Below are 15536 nucleotides of genomic sequence, written 5' to 3'. Positions count from 1 at the left end.
TCAAGCGCACCTTCCGACCAACGGCCCGTCTCGGCTCGTCGCCGGGTTAAGGTATGACCAATCCGCCGCATCGCCGCGGGCACGGATCAGGCAGCCCGGGGAGGCAGGATGGGCGAGCTGCTCACATTCGAGTCACGCCAGGTCGCGGACGTCGAGGAGACCTGGCGCGCGTTCGTGCCGTCGGCGGCGTTGCAGCACGTCGATCCCCGGACGTTCCGCTTCGCCTGGAGCTCGGCGGCTGTGCAGGACTTCTCCCTGGTGCGGTACGAGCTCACCGCCTCTGTGCAGTCGGCCATCGACCCCGTCGACCAGATCATGGCGTGTCGCGTGGCCTCGCGCGGGGCGTGGGTCGGCACGCCGCGTGGGGATCTGAACGCCGGAATGCCGTGGCTCGCGGTCGACGGACCGACGAGGGCACGCTGGACGGAGCGGGCCGAGGTCCGCGCGTTCGTCTTCGACCGCGCGTTCGCCGAGGGCGCCGGCCGACAGCTCACCGGCGACGACCGCTTCTCGCTGCGCGCCGGCGGCTTCACCGCGTCGCCGCAGAGCCGCGACCTGGCCTCCCACTGGGAACGCGTGTTCCTGCACGTCGCGGGCTCGTTCTTCGGCGCAGGCGGCGTGGCGCCCCTCATCGAGGCCGAGCTGCGCCGGCACGCGCTGCACACGACGCTCACCGTGTTCTCCCCCGCCTTCGCCGAAGCGCTTGACCGCGCGGCTCAGCGGATCGCCGCCCCGCGCACCGTGCGGCGGGCGATCGCCTACATCGAGACCCATGCGCACGAGCCGATCACGGTCGACGACGTGGCTCGGGCGGCCGGCATCTCGACGCGCGGCCTGCAGTACGCGTTCCGTCGCGCGCTGGGCCTCACCCCGAGCGAGTACCTGCGCAACGAACGGCTGGCGCGGGCGCACGCCGAACTGCGGGAGGGAACACGGATGCCGGTGGCCGAGGTCGCTCGACGCTGGGGGTTCGCGAGCCGTTCGCGCTTCGCCAAGCACTACCGAGATGCCTACGGCCGCAGCCCTCGGCAGACTCTGCACGGCTGACGGGCGCTTCGTTTCGCGATGCACGCGTTTCGCGCAAGGGTCCGCGGAGCGGTCGTGCGAGGACCTCTCCCGCAGAGTCTCACTGAGGGCGTCCGGCCCGGGTGGACCCAGAAGGAGACAGGTTGGGAAAGTTCGTCTACGAGGGGGCCGTGCGCGCGGAGTTCGACGACCGCGCGCTCACTCATCTTCAAGTGGTCATCGGCAACAAGCTCCGTCGCGGCGAGCCGTTCTTCTTCACGTGGCACGGCGAGGTCAGCACCGGCGGAGGCCGCACGACGGTGTGGGTGCACTCCGGCGCGAACATCGTGTTCGGGTACTACGGCAAGCGCCAAGCGGGCATCAACCGCACGTGGCTCGAGGCGCTGATGCAGACGGCCAACTCCCCGAGCGGGCTGCAGGTCGTTCCCGAGCCGCCGGACGTCGGCGAGAGCGAGCCGGCCGTCGGCTGATCCGCCTCACGACATCCCTGCGATGCCGACGCCGAGCCACTCCGCGAGCTCCGTGAGCTCGGCGCGGACCATGTCGGCCTCCTCGGGCTCGAACGGCATGAATTCGTGCACGGCGTTGACCCGCAGCACGTCGTTCCCGCGGTCGACCTCGGCATCCAGCATCCCGACGAATCGATCCCTCATCAGGATCGGGTGCGCGAAGAACCCGTAACGGCGCTGCGGCTTGGGCTTGAACTGCTCGAGCACGTACGTGAACCCGAAGACCTCCTCGAGCCGCGGCCTGTCGAACAGCAGGCTGTCGTACGGGTTGAGGAACGCGACCCGGCCGCCGTCGTCCTCGGTGCGCAGCGCCGCAAGCGCCTCCGGGTCGATCCGGAACTTCCACGAGCTGCCCTCGACCACGGCGGGCTCCCCCGCCGTGCCGACCGCGTTCCACCAGCGATCGCCTTGCTTCGCGATGCCCGCCGCCTGCAGCCGGCGCGCGCGGAGCATGTCCTCCGCCTCGTCTTCGCCGTACTCGGGCAGGTCTCGCGGGTACACGCGCTCGGCGAGGTCCCAGCGGCGGTGTCGTCCCTCGCGCGATGCGACCGCCACCTCTCCCTGCCGCATGAGGAACTCGAGCATGTGCGGCACCTGGTTCGACCCCGACCAGCCGTCGGGCGGGCGGCTGGCCTGCGCCGTGTCGGGGATGTCGCGTGCCAGGAGCGGTCCCTCGGCACGGAGGCGCGCGAGTACGTCGGCGCGAAAGCCCGAATTCGCCTCGAGCCACTGCCGGCTGCTCTCGCGCTGCGGCCACCGCCGCATCGAGGGGAGCATGAGCGGCAGCAGGCTCATCGGCCGGTACGCACCGTCGAACTCGAAGAGCAGCCGGTCGAGCTCGACCGCCTTCGTCAGCTGTCCCGGCTCGTACGACCAGCCGATGCGCGACCACAGCATCGTCTGCTCACAGGGTGCGATGGTCGCGGTCGGGTCGATCTTGACGTACCCGAGCTGCTCTGCGACCTCGACGACATCGCCGGGGCGGTTCGCGTCGAGCAGCTGCGCCCTCACGACGATCCGTCGCGCCTCATCGCGTGTCAGCCGGTGCGGGGTCACGCTTCGACGGTAGCGGGATGCCGAGGCCACGGCATCCCGTTCCCCTCGCGGTTCAGCCGGCGTCGGGGCGGCGCACGCGGTAGCGCACGTGCGTCGCCAGCGACACCGGCCGCACGGTGAGTTGCTCGAGGTCGAGCGGCTCGAGACCGTCGAACGGCCGCAGCCCGTCTCCGGCGATGCTCGGCGAGATCTGCAGCATGAGCTCGTCGACGAGCCCGGCAGCGAGGTATTCGTTGAGGGTGGTCGGGCCGCCGGCGATGTGCACGTTGCGATCGCCCGCCGCGCCGCGGGCCCGCTCGAGCGCCGCGTGGATGCCGTCGGTGACGAAGTGGAACGTCGTGCCGCCCTCCATCTCGATCGATTCCCGCGGGTGATGCGTGAGCACGAAGACCGGCGTGTGGTACGGCGGGTTCGGACCCCACCAGCCGCGCCAGTCGCCGCTCCATTCGCCGCGGACGGGACCGAACATGTTGCGGCCCATGATGTAGGCGCCGGCCGAGACGATCGCGTCCATCTCGGCGAGGTTCTCCTCGGGCGTCTCGTTCATCCAGCGGTGCAGGGCGTGCTCCGCGATGTCGCCGAACGGGCGCTCCCGGGTCTGGTTGTGCCCGGCGCCGACGCCGTCGAGCGTCAGCGACATGGTGGCGATCACGAGTGACATGGCATCCTCCGACTGATTGTGGATTGCAACTGGTTTACACCGTAGCTCTAACTGGTTGTAGAATGCAAGCAGTATGAAAGAATCGCAGCGCTCCGGATGCCCGATCAATCTCTCGCTCGAGGTGATCGGTGACAAATGGTCGCTGCTGGTCATCCGCGACATGATGTTCGGCGATCGCCGGCACTTCCGCGAGCTGCTGACGAAGTCCGACGAGGGGATCGCGTCGAACATCCTCGCCGACCGGCTGCAGCGCCTCGTCGAGGCCGGGCTCGTCTCCCGCGCGCCCGACCCGACGCACAAGCAGAAGGTCCTCTACAGCCTCACCGAGCCCGCGATCCAGCTCGTCCCCGTCATGGCCGCGCTCGGCTCGTGGGGCCGGCGGCACCTGCCCGTGTCGCGCGAGCTGTCGATCCGCGCCGAGCTGCTCGAGCGCGGCGGCCCCGAGCTGTGGGATGCGTTCATGGACGAGCTTCGCGAGCTGCACCTCGGCATCCAGCGCGACGCGGGCGCTCGCTCGGTGCTCGCCGACCTCACCGAGGCGTACCTCGCCGAGGTCGAGACAGCACGCGCGCGAGAGTCCGCGTAGCTGCAGCGCGGTTCACGCCCCGATCGTCGCCTCGATGACCCTCGCGGTCGCGGCGGCGCCGTCCTCCTGCGCGTACGCGTCCCGCACGCGCGCCGCGGCGGCGCGCATCGCGTCGTCGGCGAGCAGCCGTCGCACGGCCTCGGCGAGCGCCGCCGTTCCCGCCTGCTTCGGTGCGAGTGCCAGCGCGTTGCCCTGCTTCACGCACTGATCGACGTTCCACACCTGCTCGGGCTGCAGTCCCATTCCGACGAACGGGATGCCGGCCGCGCATGCGGTCTGGACGGTCCCCTGTCCGCCGTGGAGCACGGCCGCGTCGACGAGGCCGCCGAGCCGGTGGGCGGGGAGCAGGTCGGTCACGTGGACGTTGGCGGGCAGCTCGTCGCCGGGCCGGAGGTAATGCCGGACAGGCGCGATGACGTTCACCGGCAGCGTCGCCAACTGCGCCGCGGCCGCCAGGGTGAGTTCGCGACTGGCCGAGGAACCGAGCCCGAGGTACACGAGCGGCTCGTCACGCCCGGCGAGTTCCGTGACGATGGACGGCAACGGTGCGTCCAGTCGCGCGAAGATCGGGCCGACCCGCTCGTAGCCGTCGGGCAGCGCGTACCCGTCGAGCTCCCACGGCATGACCGTCAGGAGATTGCGGTCGGCTTCGAGCAGGGATACCACCGTCTTCAGCGGTCGCACGCCGTTCGCCTCCGCGACGCTCGCGAACGCGCGAGGGGCGAGCGGCGCGTGGTTGTACGCCCACCGCAGAGCGCTCGTCGCGATTCGGTCGAGCCGGTGCGCGGCCCAGCTCGATCCGCGGACCAGCCCGAGCCGCCTCGTCTGCTCGACCTGAGGCCTGGTCAGCGCGAACGGGACCGGATAGAAGAGCGGCACCCCCTCCGCCCGCGCCGAGATCATCGACGTGGGATTGGTGCCGTTGACGACGGCCGCGGCATCCGTCGACCGGATCAGCTGCCGCTCGATCGCGACCCGCGCCGCCACCAGGGTCTCGGTGTAGGGATTGCGGAACGTCTTGCCCTGGTCGTACTTCAGCGCCTGCTCGCGCTCGGCCCTCGTGAAGGCCGGCTCGCATGCCCGGTAGTCGAATCCCGCGTCGGTGATGAGGTGCGCGAATTCCGTCTCGTACCCCATGAACACCGCGTCGTGCCGCGGGTCGAGGGCGCGCGCGACCTCGATCGCGCGCGTCACCTCGGCGAGGTTGAAGGTGATCGGGCAGAACAGCACAGTCGCCATGTCATCCACCTTGGCGCAGGGTCCGGCGCCGCCGCGAACGGCTCAGACGGCGTCGCGCTCGCGCACGAACGCACGCTGCGCGAAGCGCTCCGCGATCAGGGCGTTGACGTCGTCGCCCGGATGCAGGTTGTCGGGCATCGGCATGCCCGCGCTGTCGGCGGCGCTGTACAGCAGCGAGCCGTCCAGGTAGTCGATCCGGGGATCCTCGTCTCTGCGGGAGGCCACGATCTCCTCGAGCTCGCGCCGGATCACCGACAGGCTGAGCTTGCCTTCGGCGAGCTGTTCGCGGGTGCCGGCCGTCGTCACCCACTTGTCGCTGCGCGTGGAGTCGAAGATCGTGGGCCCGGGAAGGTCCTCGACGGGCGGGCACGAGACGGGCGACACCACGAGCAGCGGGGTGTCGGGGTGTCCGTCGCGGATCGTGTCGAGAAAGCCGTGCACGGCGCTGCGGAAGATCCGCAGCCGCATCATGTCTCCGTTCACGACGTTGATGCCGAGCTTGACGCTCAGCAGGTCGGCCGGCGTGTCGCGGATCGTCCGCGCCGTCGACTGATCGAGCAGGGCATTGCCCGAATATGCGAGGTTCACGAGTTCGACACCCATGCTGTGCGCCGCGATCACCGGCCACGTGCGCGTCGTGCGCGACGCGAGGTAGCCGTGACTGATCGAGCTGCCGTGGTGCACCCAGCGGCGGCCGCCCTCGGCGGGGGGCCGCACCGCAGCATCGGCGCTCAGCCCGAGCACTTCGACCTCGTCGGTGTAGGGAAGCCACAGCTCGTAGTCGCGCTCGACGCCGTCGAGGGCGAACTCGATTGCCGCGTCGTCGCCGACGACCGTACCGCGGACCGGGTCGTCGAAGGAGAACAGGAACCGGGAGCCGGCGTCCGACGCCGCCGTCGCGATGACCTCGCCGTCGGCGCACAGGTCGTAGATCGCCGACGGCAGCGGCGCGTCCGCCGACTCGGCGAGCTTCACCGCGTGCACACGCAGCACGATCCGCGTCGCGGCCGTCCGGAAGGCGATCCGGACTCCGGCCGACTGCGTCATCGAGGCGCGCATGAAGTCATCGACGATGCGGCGCGACGCCTCCGGGGCGAACCGGCGGGGACGGATGCCTCGTGCCGTCGGCTCGATCCACACAGCGCCGCGTAGCTGCACCGGCCCGCCGGTCAGCGGCACATCGATCATGCCGCCCACCACGCTTCCGGTCGCTCCCTCGATCGTCCTGTCGGTCACCCTTCACTCTCCTCCACGCGGCCGTCGGCGTGGACATCGTACGCGCGGCCCTGCATCACGACTCCTCGCAACACGGCGCCGGGATCGAGTGCGGCGAGCGCACCCGTCGCGGTGGGGGCCTCGCCCAGAGGCGCGTCGAGCCCGAAGAGCCCCTCGATCACGAACTGCACCCAGGCACCCGACGAGGAGCATGCCCAGTCGTTGATGTACGGCAGCTGCGGCGGCGCCTTGCGCGCGCCGCCGTTGATGCCGGGCACGGCCTCCTCGACGAAGTGCGCCTGCCCGGTGGGTCCCTGGTTGGCCGACCGCGCCAGCCCCTCGATCCATTCGGCGGCGACATCGTGGGCTCCGAGGGCCGCAAGGGCCCTGCCCGCGTCCGCGGGCCACGCCGGGTATGCGCCATTCCACTGGTGGTCGGGCCGCACGCTGTAGCTCGCGTCGGGATCCCACGGCGACAGCGCTCGCATCCAGTTCTCGGTCTGCAGCTCGCGGCGGAAGAAGTCCACCATCTCGCGCCGCACCCGTTCCGGCAGATCGGCGGCGATCGTGGTGCCGACGATGCTGAAGTCATAGCAGTGCCGCACCGGAAGGCGCGTGCCGTCCGGCTGACCCGCCGCGAAGTACCCCGCACCGTCGATGTACAGGTCGAGCACCGCCGAGGCCACCTCGTCGGCCTCGGCCCGCAGCCGTGCGGCCGTCGCGTCGTCGCCGCGGCGGGCGACGATCCCGGCCACCGTGCGCAGGCACCACACGTTCGCGGCGTTGAGACTCGCCACCTCGTGCGTGTACGAGCTGACGCACTCGAGCAGGTTGTCGATCTCGCCGTAGTCGGCGAGGGCGCCCGCCCGTCGCAGGCCCCGCCAGGCCTCGGCCCAGTGCACCAGGTGCTCGGCGACCGTCAGCTCGTCACCGGTGCCGGCCGCGATCCGCTCGTCGAGGAAGGCCTCGTCGCCGGTGATGCGGAGGTAGTCGGTCACGAGGCGGGTCATGGCGAAATCGTTGACCGAGTACCAGCGGCCGATCGGCGATCCATCCACGGCAGAGGTCGCGAACATCGTGTGGATGTCGCTGCTGATCCATACGCGAAGCTGCCGCTTCATCTCGTCGGGGTCGAGCATCGCGTGGACCACGGAGCTCAGGCTGTAGTCCCAGATGAACGTGTTCGTCGCCCAGTAGTTGGGCATGAGCGTGTCGTAGGTGCGCCCGAGGACGTTGCCCTGCCACTCGCGGCGGAACCAGACGACGCCGAACGCGCCCCACCAGTAGAGCCTGCGGAGCGCTTCGGACGACGTCTCGAGCACGGGGAGGCGACCCGCGTACTCATCGCTGCCTCCGAACATCGCCTCGAGCTGACGGGTCCAGAACTGCTCGGCCGATACGACCGCTTCCCCCACGTCGCCGCTGACCCGGTCGAAGACCGACTCGGCTTCGGCGCGCGTCGCGCCGATCGCGTGCACGTAGCCGATGCGCGCCGTCGCGCCGGGTGCGAGCACGAGTGTGGCCGACACGTCGCCGCCCCTGCCCATTCCGCCGATCCCGACCTCGTACTCGTCGGTCGTCGGGGCGACTCCGCTCCCCCGCACGACGGCGGGCGTGTCGAGCCCCTGCACCGACCAGGCGTCCGATGCGTCGTCGGCGAACGCGATGCGGTTGCGCTCGGGGTCGAGATGCGCCGAGTTGAGCGCATCGGGCAGCTCGGCGGCATCCCACCCCGTCGTCTTGCGTGTCACGCGCGCGCCGAGCGACAGGGTGAGCGTCACCTGACGCCGGTCCGGCGACGACGTGCGCACCGCGATGTCGATCGCCACCGCGGTCTCACCGGGAACGCAGACCGTCGTCGTCTCGATCTCGAGGTCCGCGACGCGGGCGCGGCGCACGACCCGGTCGGGCCGCCACTCGTGCGTGACGGGGGCGCCGTATGACTCGAAGAGTCGTCCGTCGACGAAGAGGGCCGCCGTCGCCGCGCCCCCCTGCGCGATCGGCGGGAACGAGACACCCCGGATGCCGGTGAGGTCGTGGCCGACCACGACCGTGCCGTGCATGTTGGTCAGGCCCGACGGCGCGACCATGTCGTCGAAGTGGTGCGTGATGGGATCGGCGGCGAGATCGTCCACCGTGGGGATCGTGCTCAGGGTCGTACGCGTGGGCATGACGTCTCCGGGTTCAGTACTGGCCGAGGGCGAGGCCGCGGGCGAAGAAGCGCTGGGTGAACAGGAACAGGATCACCGTGGGCAGTGACACGATGATGCCGGCGGCGAGCACGGTGGGCAGCTGCGCGCCGCCGTACGTGTTCTGCATGCCGGCGAGCGTCGTCACGATCGGGCGGACCTCGTCGGACTGCGACAGGGTGAGGCCCAGCAGCAGGTCGTTCCAGATGAACGTCGCCTGCAGGATGAAGATCGCCACGAGCGCGCTGGCCGACATGGGCAGGTACATGCGCGTGAAGATGCGCCACGTGTTGGCGCCGTCGATGACAGCCGCCTCGAAGGTGTTGTAGGAGACGCCGGTGAAGAAGTTGCGCATGACGAACGCCGAGAACGGCACCGAGATGGCGGTGTAGATGAGGATCATGCCGATGCGCTCGTCGTACAGACCTGTGCGGGAGTACCCGTCGAACAGCGGCAGGATGATCATCTGCAGCGGGAAGATCGACCCGCCGAAGAGGAACACGAACCACCAGAACCCGTGCCTGAGCCGCAGCGCGACGATAGCGAAGCCGGCCGAGGCGCCCACGATCACCGCGACCGCGGGCGCAACGGTCGCGTAGATCAGGGTGCTGACCACACTGTCGCCGAGTCCCGAGAGCCGGATCGCCTCCGCGAAGTTCTCGAGCAGCGCACCGCCGTCGGGGATCCAGGACTGACGCGGGTTGTAGGCGGAGGGCGCCTTGGCGGCGTTGACGATGAGCAGGTAGACCGGCGCAAGCCAGATGATGCCGGCGATCGCCAGGACGACGGTGCGGATGATGCGGGAAACCATGGCGACCTCCTCAGAACTCGTGCTTCGCGGACAGCTGGCGTCGCAGGTACAGCATCGACGCGAGCAGGGTGACGATCATGAGGAACACCGCGATCGCCGAGCCCGACCCGTAGTTGGCGTTGACGAACGCGTCGCGGTACATCGTGACAGCGAGCGTCTCGGACTGACGGCCGGGACCTCCCTTCGTCATGCCCATGACGATGTCGAAGGTCTTGAGGCTTCCCACGATGCTGAGACCGACGACCACGGTGGTCAGCGGCGCGAGCATCGGCCACATGATGCTGCCGAAAAGGCGGATCGGACCCGCGCCGTCCAGCCGGGCGGCTTCGAGCGGTTCCTTGGGAATGGACTGCAGCCCGATCGTGAACAGGAGCGCGTTGACGCCCACGCCCTGCCACGCGGCGGCGCAGATCATCACGACCGTGTTCAGCGGCACGTCGAGCAGCCATCGCGGCGGATCCGTGACGCCGAACATCGCGAGCGCCTGGTCGAGGGCCCCGTTGCTCTGCAGCACGAACGACCACACGAGTCCCACCCCGATGCCCGACACGGCGTACGGGATGAGGAAGGGAAGACGCAGCCACACCCCGCCCTTGAGATCGAACGTCAGGACGGCCAGCAGCAGGCCGAGACCGACGGGGATGATCAGCGTGCCGACCACCCACAGCAGGGTGTTCAGCACCGAGCCGATCATGGCGGGGTCGCGCCACATGTCGATGTAGTTCGCGAAGCCGACCCAGTCAGGGTCGCCGAGACCGTTGTACTCGGTGAAGCTGAGGTAGATGGTCCACAGCAGCGGAAGGTACAGGAGCACGGCGACCAGGAGAACGCCCGGGGCGATGAAGCCCCGGGCGCTCCACCGGTACGTGTCCTTGCGGACAGTCGTCACGGTTCAGCTCACTCCTGCTCGGCCCAGTAGGCGTCCGCCGCGTCCTGGATGGTCTGCAGGTACGGCAGCGGGTCGCCGGGGTTGGCGATGAAGGCGCCGAGCTGCTCGAGCGCGACCGTCAGTACGGGCGGCGGGGCCGCTTCGAAGTAGCGCGTCACGAGCTCGTAGTCGCCGCCGGCGATCTCTTCGCCCAGCTGCGCCAGTCCCTCGTCCGAGACCTCGGCCTGCGGGTTGAAGGGGACGTCGCCACGCGCGGAGTTCCAGGCGCCCTGCGCCTCGGGACCCATCCACCACCGCGCGTACTCGAGCCCGCGCTCTCGCTGCGGCGAGTTCTCGGCCGTGCACAGGGGTCCGGTCTCGACCGGGACGGGCGTCTTGCCGAGGCTCGCGTCGACCGCGGGGATGATGAACGTGCCGTAGTCGACGCCCGGCTCCATGCCGACGCCCTTGAGCGACCCGCTGAAGAAGGTGCCGAAGTTGATCATCGCCATCTCGCCGTTGTTGAGCATCGCGGCGGGGTCGGTGGTGCTGCCGGGATCGGTGAACCAGCCGGCTTCCTCCTGCTCGAGCCACGTGTTCATGATCTCGACGATCCGCGGGTCGGTGTACGACACCTCGCCCGTCTCGAGCCCCTTGTACAGCTCGGGGTCGGTGCCGGCGACGAGCGTCTCGAACCACACGAAGGTGAAGAGCGTCGAGGTCGTGTAGAACGGCGTCACGCCGTTCTCGCTGAGAGTGGCGGCGGCATCCATCAGCTCGTCCCACGTCGTGGGCACCTCGATGCCGTTCTCTTCGAAGATCGGGATGTTGTAGTACATCACCCAGTAGGCGATGTTGAGCGGGACGCAGTACTGCTTGTCGTCGTACGTGTAGTACTCCTTGAGGTCCTCGCTGACCCAGCCCTCTTCGATCGCCTCGTTCCAGATGTCGGTGGTCTCGGCGATGAGGCCCTCGTCGACGAGCTCCTTCAGCTGAGGACCGGTCGCCCACGTGAACAGGCCCGGGCTCTCGTCGGTGCGGAACGACTGCCGGATGAATGCCTCGTACTGCGGCTGGTCGGAGTAGCTCGCGATGTCGAGATCGACGCCGATCTCCTCCTCCGAGAGCGGGTTGAGGGCTTCGAAGTCGGGCTCCCACGCGCCCTTGTTGGTGTAGAAGTCGAGCGTTCCCTCGACCTCGCCCGCGGAGGAGCCGCCGCCTCCACCCGAGCAGCTCACCAGGAGCGCGCCCGCGGCCAGGACGGAGCCGAGTGCGGCGAGTCTGCGTCCGAATTTCATGTGAACCCCTTCGTTCTCTTGGTTGGTATCGTTACCAGGCTGTGCGTCAGTCAATGTATCAGCGCGGCCCGGGCGCCGCAACGGCCTCGGTGCCCCGCACGCTCGCGACCACCACGCCGAGCGGGCGGTCTGCCCCGTCCACCGGGTGCAGCTCGTACGCGCCGACGGACGCCGGCACGATGAAGGTCTCGGCGTAGTGCACCTCGAACGGCGCGAACGCGCCGGATGGACTCACGACCGTGGCCGCGGCCCCCTCTACGAGATTGAGCACGTTCACGGTTCCGCGCGTGTCGAGCGTCACGGGCCGCTCGAACCAGTGCCGCTGCACCTCGATGAACTCGAGCTCGTGCAGACCGGTCCGCTCGATGCGATGGCCCGGTTCGTCGTGCAGCACGTCGACGCGCCCGACGAGATTCTCCTCGACCCAGGCGGTGTCGCGCTCCCACTGGATGTTCGCGGCGCCGTGCTCTAGGTGGATGGGCCGCGGGATGCCGTCGATCCCGACCCTCCCCCAGTCCCACAGCTTGAAGGTGAAGATGTACGGCGTCGCGGAGATCTCGAGCACCATCGAGTTCGCGCCCGAGCAGTGCACGGTTCCGGCGGGGATGGGGAAATGGTCGTGCTTGCGCACCGGGAAGACGTTCACGAAGTCCTCTGCGGGGAACGGCTCCTCTCCCGTCTGCGCGACGCGCAGCGCTTCGATCATCGCGTCCGGGTCGACGCCGTCCTTCGTGCCGAGGTACACGACCGCGTCGTCGTCGCAGTCGAGCATGTAGTAGCTCTCGTCCTGCGTGTACGGCATCCCGAAGACCTGCTGGATGTAGTCGGTCAGCGGGTGCACCTGCAGCGAGAGGTTGCCGCCGCCCATCGTGTCGAGGAAGTCGAAACGGATCGGGAACTCTGCGCCGAACCGCGCGTACGTCTTCTCGCCGAGCAGCCGTCGGGGCTCGCGCAGCACGAGATCCATCGCAGGAAGCTCGATGAGCGGGCCGTCCGCGCCCATGAACAGCAGCGAGTTCTCCTCGGGCACGCAGTCGAAGCACCACGCGTAGTTGCGATCCTGCGGCTCGAGGTCGAGCAGCTCCTCCATCCACTGCCCACCCCACACGCCGGGGTCGAAGTACGGCACGACGCGGAAGGGGCGTCGGGATGCCGCATCGAGCGCCGACCGGAAGTCGTCGCCCGTGAGTGCCGTGGCGGCGGCGATGCCGCGGTTGGTGTCGAGGACGAAGTCGAGGTCGTCGAAGAGGTCGCGCTTGTGCCGATCGGCGACGCGCCATTCCACGAAGAACGACCGCTTGTACTTGCGCAGCTGGTCCTCGGAGCCGTTCGCCGCGCGCCAGTTCGGCTGGCCTCGCCGCTGTCGCTGCTGGATCTCCCAGCGCGCCATGTCGGCGAGCACGAGCACGGCGTCATCGTCGACCGCGAGTGCCGCCCCCCATCCGATGACGAGCACCGGCCCGGTGCGGATCGCGATGTCGTGGCGCACGGCGTCGAGCTTGCCGGCGTCGTAGAACTCGTCGAGGGTGAAGTGGCTCATGCGCCCGAACACGCGGTCGTCGGTGAGGTGGGATGCGATGAGCGCGTCGATCTCGGCGACCGGCAGGGCGGCCTCCTCGACGTCGACGATGCGGTGATGCGGCAGCCGGCGCCGTGCCTCGGCGCGAAGCTCGCCGAGCTCGACCCCGGGGTACGTGTCGATCGCGATGACCGAGGTGGGGTCGTCCGTCGCCGCCACGGCCGCCCAGAACTGCTCGGCGTCCAGGACGGCGGCGCCGTCTGCGAGGCGGATCGTGGGCTGGTGGTCGTAGTTGTGCGGTGCGCGTGCACGCCGCTGCGCCCATCGGTCCACCATCTGCTTCGTCATGCCAGCGACTCTCCTTCATGCTTGGTATCGTTACCATAGCAGGAGATCGCGGCGAAGCATGCGGCATCCGCGCCTTCTACAGCACGGCGAGCCCGCGCAGCACCGAGATCGCGGGATCGTCGGCGACGACGAACCGCGGGACGTCGAGCACGCGCCAGATGTGCTCGCGCACGTAGGCCTGCATCGCCGGGATCACGGCGTCCGCGGCGCGCGCGACGCCTCCCGCGATCACGATGACCTCGGGGGCGACGACGTGGCAGTACGTCACGGCGACGACGCTCCACGCGCGGATCGCATCGTCCCGCACGGCGACGGCCACCGCGTCCCCCGCGGCCGCGAGGTCGAACACCTCGGCGAACCCGATGGCTTCACCCAAGCTCACGGTGGCATCGAGCCGTTCGCGCCAGCGCGTCGCGGACGCACCCCCGACACCGGCATCCACGCGGTCCGCGATGCGGTCGCGCAGCGCCCAGCTGCCCCCGAAGACCTCGGCGCAGCCGACGTTGCCGCAGTTGCAGACCGGCCCGTCCCAGTCGATCGTGGTGTGGCCTGCGAGGTTCCCGCCCGCACCGCTCGGCCCGAGGAGAAGGCCACCGCCGACCATGACCGCTGTGCCGATGCCGGTCCCGAGGACCAGGATGGCGGCGTCTGCGGCACCGCGGGCAGCACCGGACGTCGCCTCGCCCAGAAGTGCGGCCCGGGCGTCGTTCTCGACGATCGCCGCCGCGCCGAAGGCGGCGGCGGCCCACGCAGTCAGGTCCGCCCCCATCATCCAGTCGTACTTGCCGTGGGCGAGCACGAGACGCGATCGCTCCGCGTCGATGAGGCCCGGAACCGCCATGGCCACCGCGTCGACACCCTGGGCCTCCACACCGAGACGCCGGGCCGCCGCCCCGATCGCGTCGAGGTCGGCCGCACTGCCGGTCACCGGGAACTCGGTGCTGTCGACGATCTCATCCGCGACGGCGACGCCCATCTTGATGTTGGTCCCGCCGAAGTCGACGCACAGACGCGGCATCCGTCCCTCCTCCTGCCCCGCGACCGGGGCGTCGGTTGATATCGATACCAGAATCGATCGCCGGGGTCTATACGAACGGGTGCGACGTCAGCGCGGTTCGTCGCGAACGACGTGCACGTGCACCGGCATCGTCTCGATGTGCTCGCCGCCGCCGTCATCGTGCTCTTCGTCGAAGAGCATCTCGGCGGCTCGCATCCCGAGCGCGCGGGCGTCATGCTCGACGAGCGTCAGAGGCACCGGCGACAGCTCGGCGAGGTCGAAGCCGTCGAACCCGACGATCGAGGGCCGTTGCGACCCCCCGGCGGCGAGATGCTCTCCGATCGCGGTCATGGCGCCGATCGCGTTGCGGTTGTTGGCGGCGAACACTGCGGTGGGCGGATCGGGCAGCGCCAGCATCGCCGCCATCGCATCCCGTGCGGATGGGACGTCCTGCTGTTCCCGCTTCACGAGCAGCGGATCGATCGTCAGGCCCGCATCGGCCATGGCCCGGGAGTAGCCGTCGAACCGTCGCTGCCCGGTGAACACCGACGACAGATTGCCGAGGTACGCGATGCGGCGGTGACCGGCCTGGATCAGGCGACGCGTGCCGGCCCACGCTCCGCCGTCGTCGTCGAGCACGACGGCCCGGGCGTCGACATCGGGCACGAGGCGCGACGCGAGCACGAGCGGCGTTCCGGCCAGCGCATCCCGTCGCAGATGCGCGGACTCGCCCGTGCCGCCGCTGGCAGGCACGACGATGAGCCCCTCGACCTGACGGCCGAGGAAGTCCGCGACGAGCTGACGTTCGCGCTCGGTGTCTTCGCCCGAGTTGCCGAGCAGGATGCGACGGCCGTAGCGAGCGGCGACCTCTTCGACCCCGATCGCGAATTCGCCGTAGTACGGGTTCGCGAGGTTCGTGATCGCGACGCCGATGAGCCCGCTCGACTGGCGACGAAGGCTGCGTGCGTTCTCGTTGCGCCGGTAGCCGAGCTCGGCGACGGCCTTCCAGACGAGGTCCTGCATCTCGGGGCGCACGTTCTTGCCGCCCGCGAGCGTGCGCGAGACGGTCATCGGACTCACTCCGGCACGAGCTGCGACGTCGCGCACGGTGACCGGCGCAGCATCCGGGCTGCCGACCATTCCCATCCTTCCGACGCCGTGCTCGGAGACTACCAGCGTGGCGGCGGAGGGTTGAGTGGGGACGGGCACTCATG

At 69.6% G+C, this 15536-nt stretch carries 14 protein-coding genes; 3 read left to right on the top strand and 11 right to left on the bottom strand.

Annotation, left to right across the window (positions count from 1 at the left end; all coding sequences use genetic code 11):
* The first annotated feature begins 108 nt into the window (after window positions 1-108).
* The gene (locus AC3ANN_RS04565) at window positions 109-1047 is read left to right on the top strand and encodes a helix-turn-helix domain-containing protein (RefSeq protein WP_488339818.1); all 939 of its coding nucleotides are present in this window, start codon (window positions 109-111) and stop codon (window positions 1045-1047) included.
* A gap of 122 nt (window positions 1048-1169) precedes the next feature.
* A complete protein-coding gene (locus AC3ANN_RS04560) occupies window positions 1170-1496 on the top strand; it encodes a DUF7882 family protein (RefSeq protein ID WP_488339817.1) in 327 nt (108 codons plus the stop codon).
* Window positions 1497-1502: 6 nt separating this feature from the next.
* Here AC3ANN_RS04560 and AC3ANN_RS04555 read toward each other — a convergent pair whose 3' ends face one another.
* On the bottom strand, window positions 1503-2591 hold the full coding sequence (locus AC3ANN_RS04555; protein WP_488339816.1) for a DNA glycosylase AlkZ-like family protein: 1089 nt from the start codon (window positions 2589-2591) through the stop codon (window positions 1503-1505).
* A gap of 52 nt (window positions 2592-2643) precedes the next feature.
* On the bottom strand, window positions 2644-3252 hold the full coding sequence (locus AC3ANN_RS04550) for a dihydrofolate reductase family protein (RefSeq protein WP_488339815.1): 609 nt from the start codon (window positions 3250-3252) through the stop codon (window positions 2644-2646).
* A 73-nt stretch (window positions 3253-3325) separates the two neighbouring features.
* Between AC3ANN_RS04550 and AC3ANN_RS04545 the strand changes: the two genes are divergently transcribed.
* Window positions 3326-3838 carry a winged helix-turn-helix transcriptional regulator gene (locus AC3ANN_RS04545; RefSeq protein ID WP_488339814.1) on the top strand — a complete coding sequence of 171 codons (513 nt, stop codon included), beginning with the start codon at window positions 3326-3328 and terminating at the stop codon, window positions 3836-3838.
* 12 nt (window positions 3839-3850) lie between these two features.
* Here the strand turns inward: AC3ANN_RS04545 and AC3ANN_RS04540 are convergent, their stop codons facing one another.
* From AC3ANN_RS04540 to AC3ANN_RS04500, 9 genes are all read right to left on the bottom strand, one after another.
* Window positions 3851-5077, bottom strand: a complete 1227-nt coding sequence (locus tag AC3ANN_RS04540) for a glycosyltransferase (protein WP_488339813.1) — start codon at window positions 5075-5077, stop codon at window positions 3851-3853.
* Window positions 5078-5119: 42 nt separating this feature from the next.
* The gene (locus AC3ANN_RS04535) at window positions 5120-6313 is read right to left on the bottom strand and encodes an SGNH/GDSL hydrolase family protein (RefSeq protein WP_488339812.1); all 1194 of its coding nucleotides are present in this window, start codon (window positions 6311-6313) and stop codon (window positions 5120-5122) included.
* On the bottom strand, window positions 6310-8463 hold the full coding sequence (locus tag AC3ANN_RS04530) for a glucosidase family protein (RefSeq protein ID WP_488339811.1): 2154 nt from the start codon (window positions 8461-8463) through the stop codon (window positions 6310-6312). Before AC3ANN_RS04530 ends, AC3ANN_RS04535 begins: the two co-directional genes overlap by 4 nt.
* Window positions 8464-8476: 13 nt before the next feature.
* Complete coding sequence (locus tag AC3ANN_RS04525; RefSeq protein WP_488339810.1) at window positions 8477-9292, bottom strand: carbohydrate ABC transporter permease; 816 nt, start codon at window positions 9290-9292, stop codon at window positions 8477-8479.
* A gap of 10 nt (window positions 9293-9302) precedes the next feature.
* Window positions 9303-10181 (bottom strand): carbohydrate ABC transporter permease, encoded by an 879-nt coding sequence (locus tag AC3ANN_RS04520; RefSeq protein WP_488339809.1) that lies wholly within the window; start codon window positions 10179-10181, stop codon window positions 9303-9305.
* 8 nt (window positions 10182-10189) lie between these two features.
* Window positions 10190-11458: an ABC transporter substrate-binding protein gene (locus tag AC3ANN_RS04515; protein ID WP_488339808.1), complete on the bottom strand. Its 1269-nt coding sequence runs from the start codon at window positions 11456-11458 to the stop codon at window positions 10190-10192.
* Between the two features lie 58 nt (window positions 11459-11516).
* The gene (locus tag AC3ANN_RS04510; protein ID WP_488339807.1) at window positions 11517-13325 is read right to left on the bottom strand and encodes a class I mannose-6-phosphate isomerase; all 1809 of its coding nucleotides are present in this window, start codon (window positions 13323-13325) and stop codon (window positions 11517-11519) included.
* Between the two features lie 76 nt (window positions 13326-13401).
* Complete coding sequence (locus AC3ANN_RS04505) at window positions 13402-14343, bottom strand: ROK family protein (protein WP_488339806.1); 942 nt, start codon at window positions 14341-14343, stop codon at window positions 13402-13404.
* 87 nt (window positions 14344-14430) lie between these two features.
* Window positions 14431-15531, bottom strand: coding sequence for a LacI family DNA-binding transcriptional regulator (locus AC3ANN_RS04500; protein WP_488339805.1), 1101 nt, complete (start codon window positions 15529-15531; stop codon window positions 14431-14433).
* Between the last annotated feature and the right edge of the window lie 5 nt (window positions 15532-15536).

The sequence above is a fragment of the Microbacterium sp. STRO-2N genome, assembly GCF_057747775.1.
Note: the sequence above shows the minus strand (reverse complement) of the source record. Positions and strands in the feature narration are given on the sequence as shown.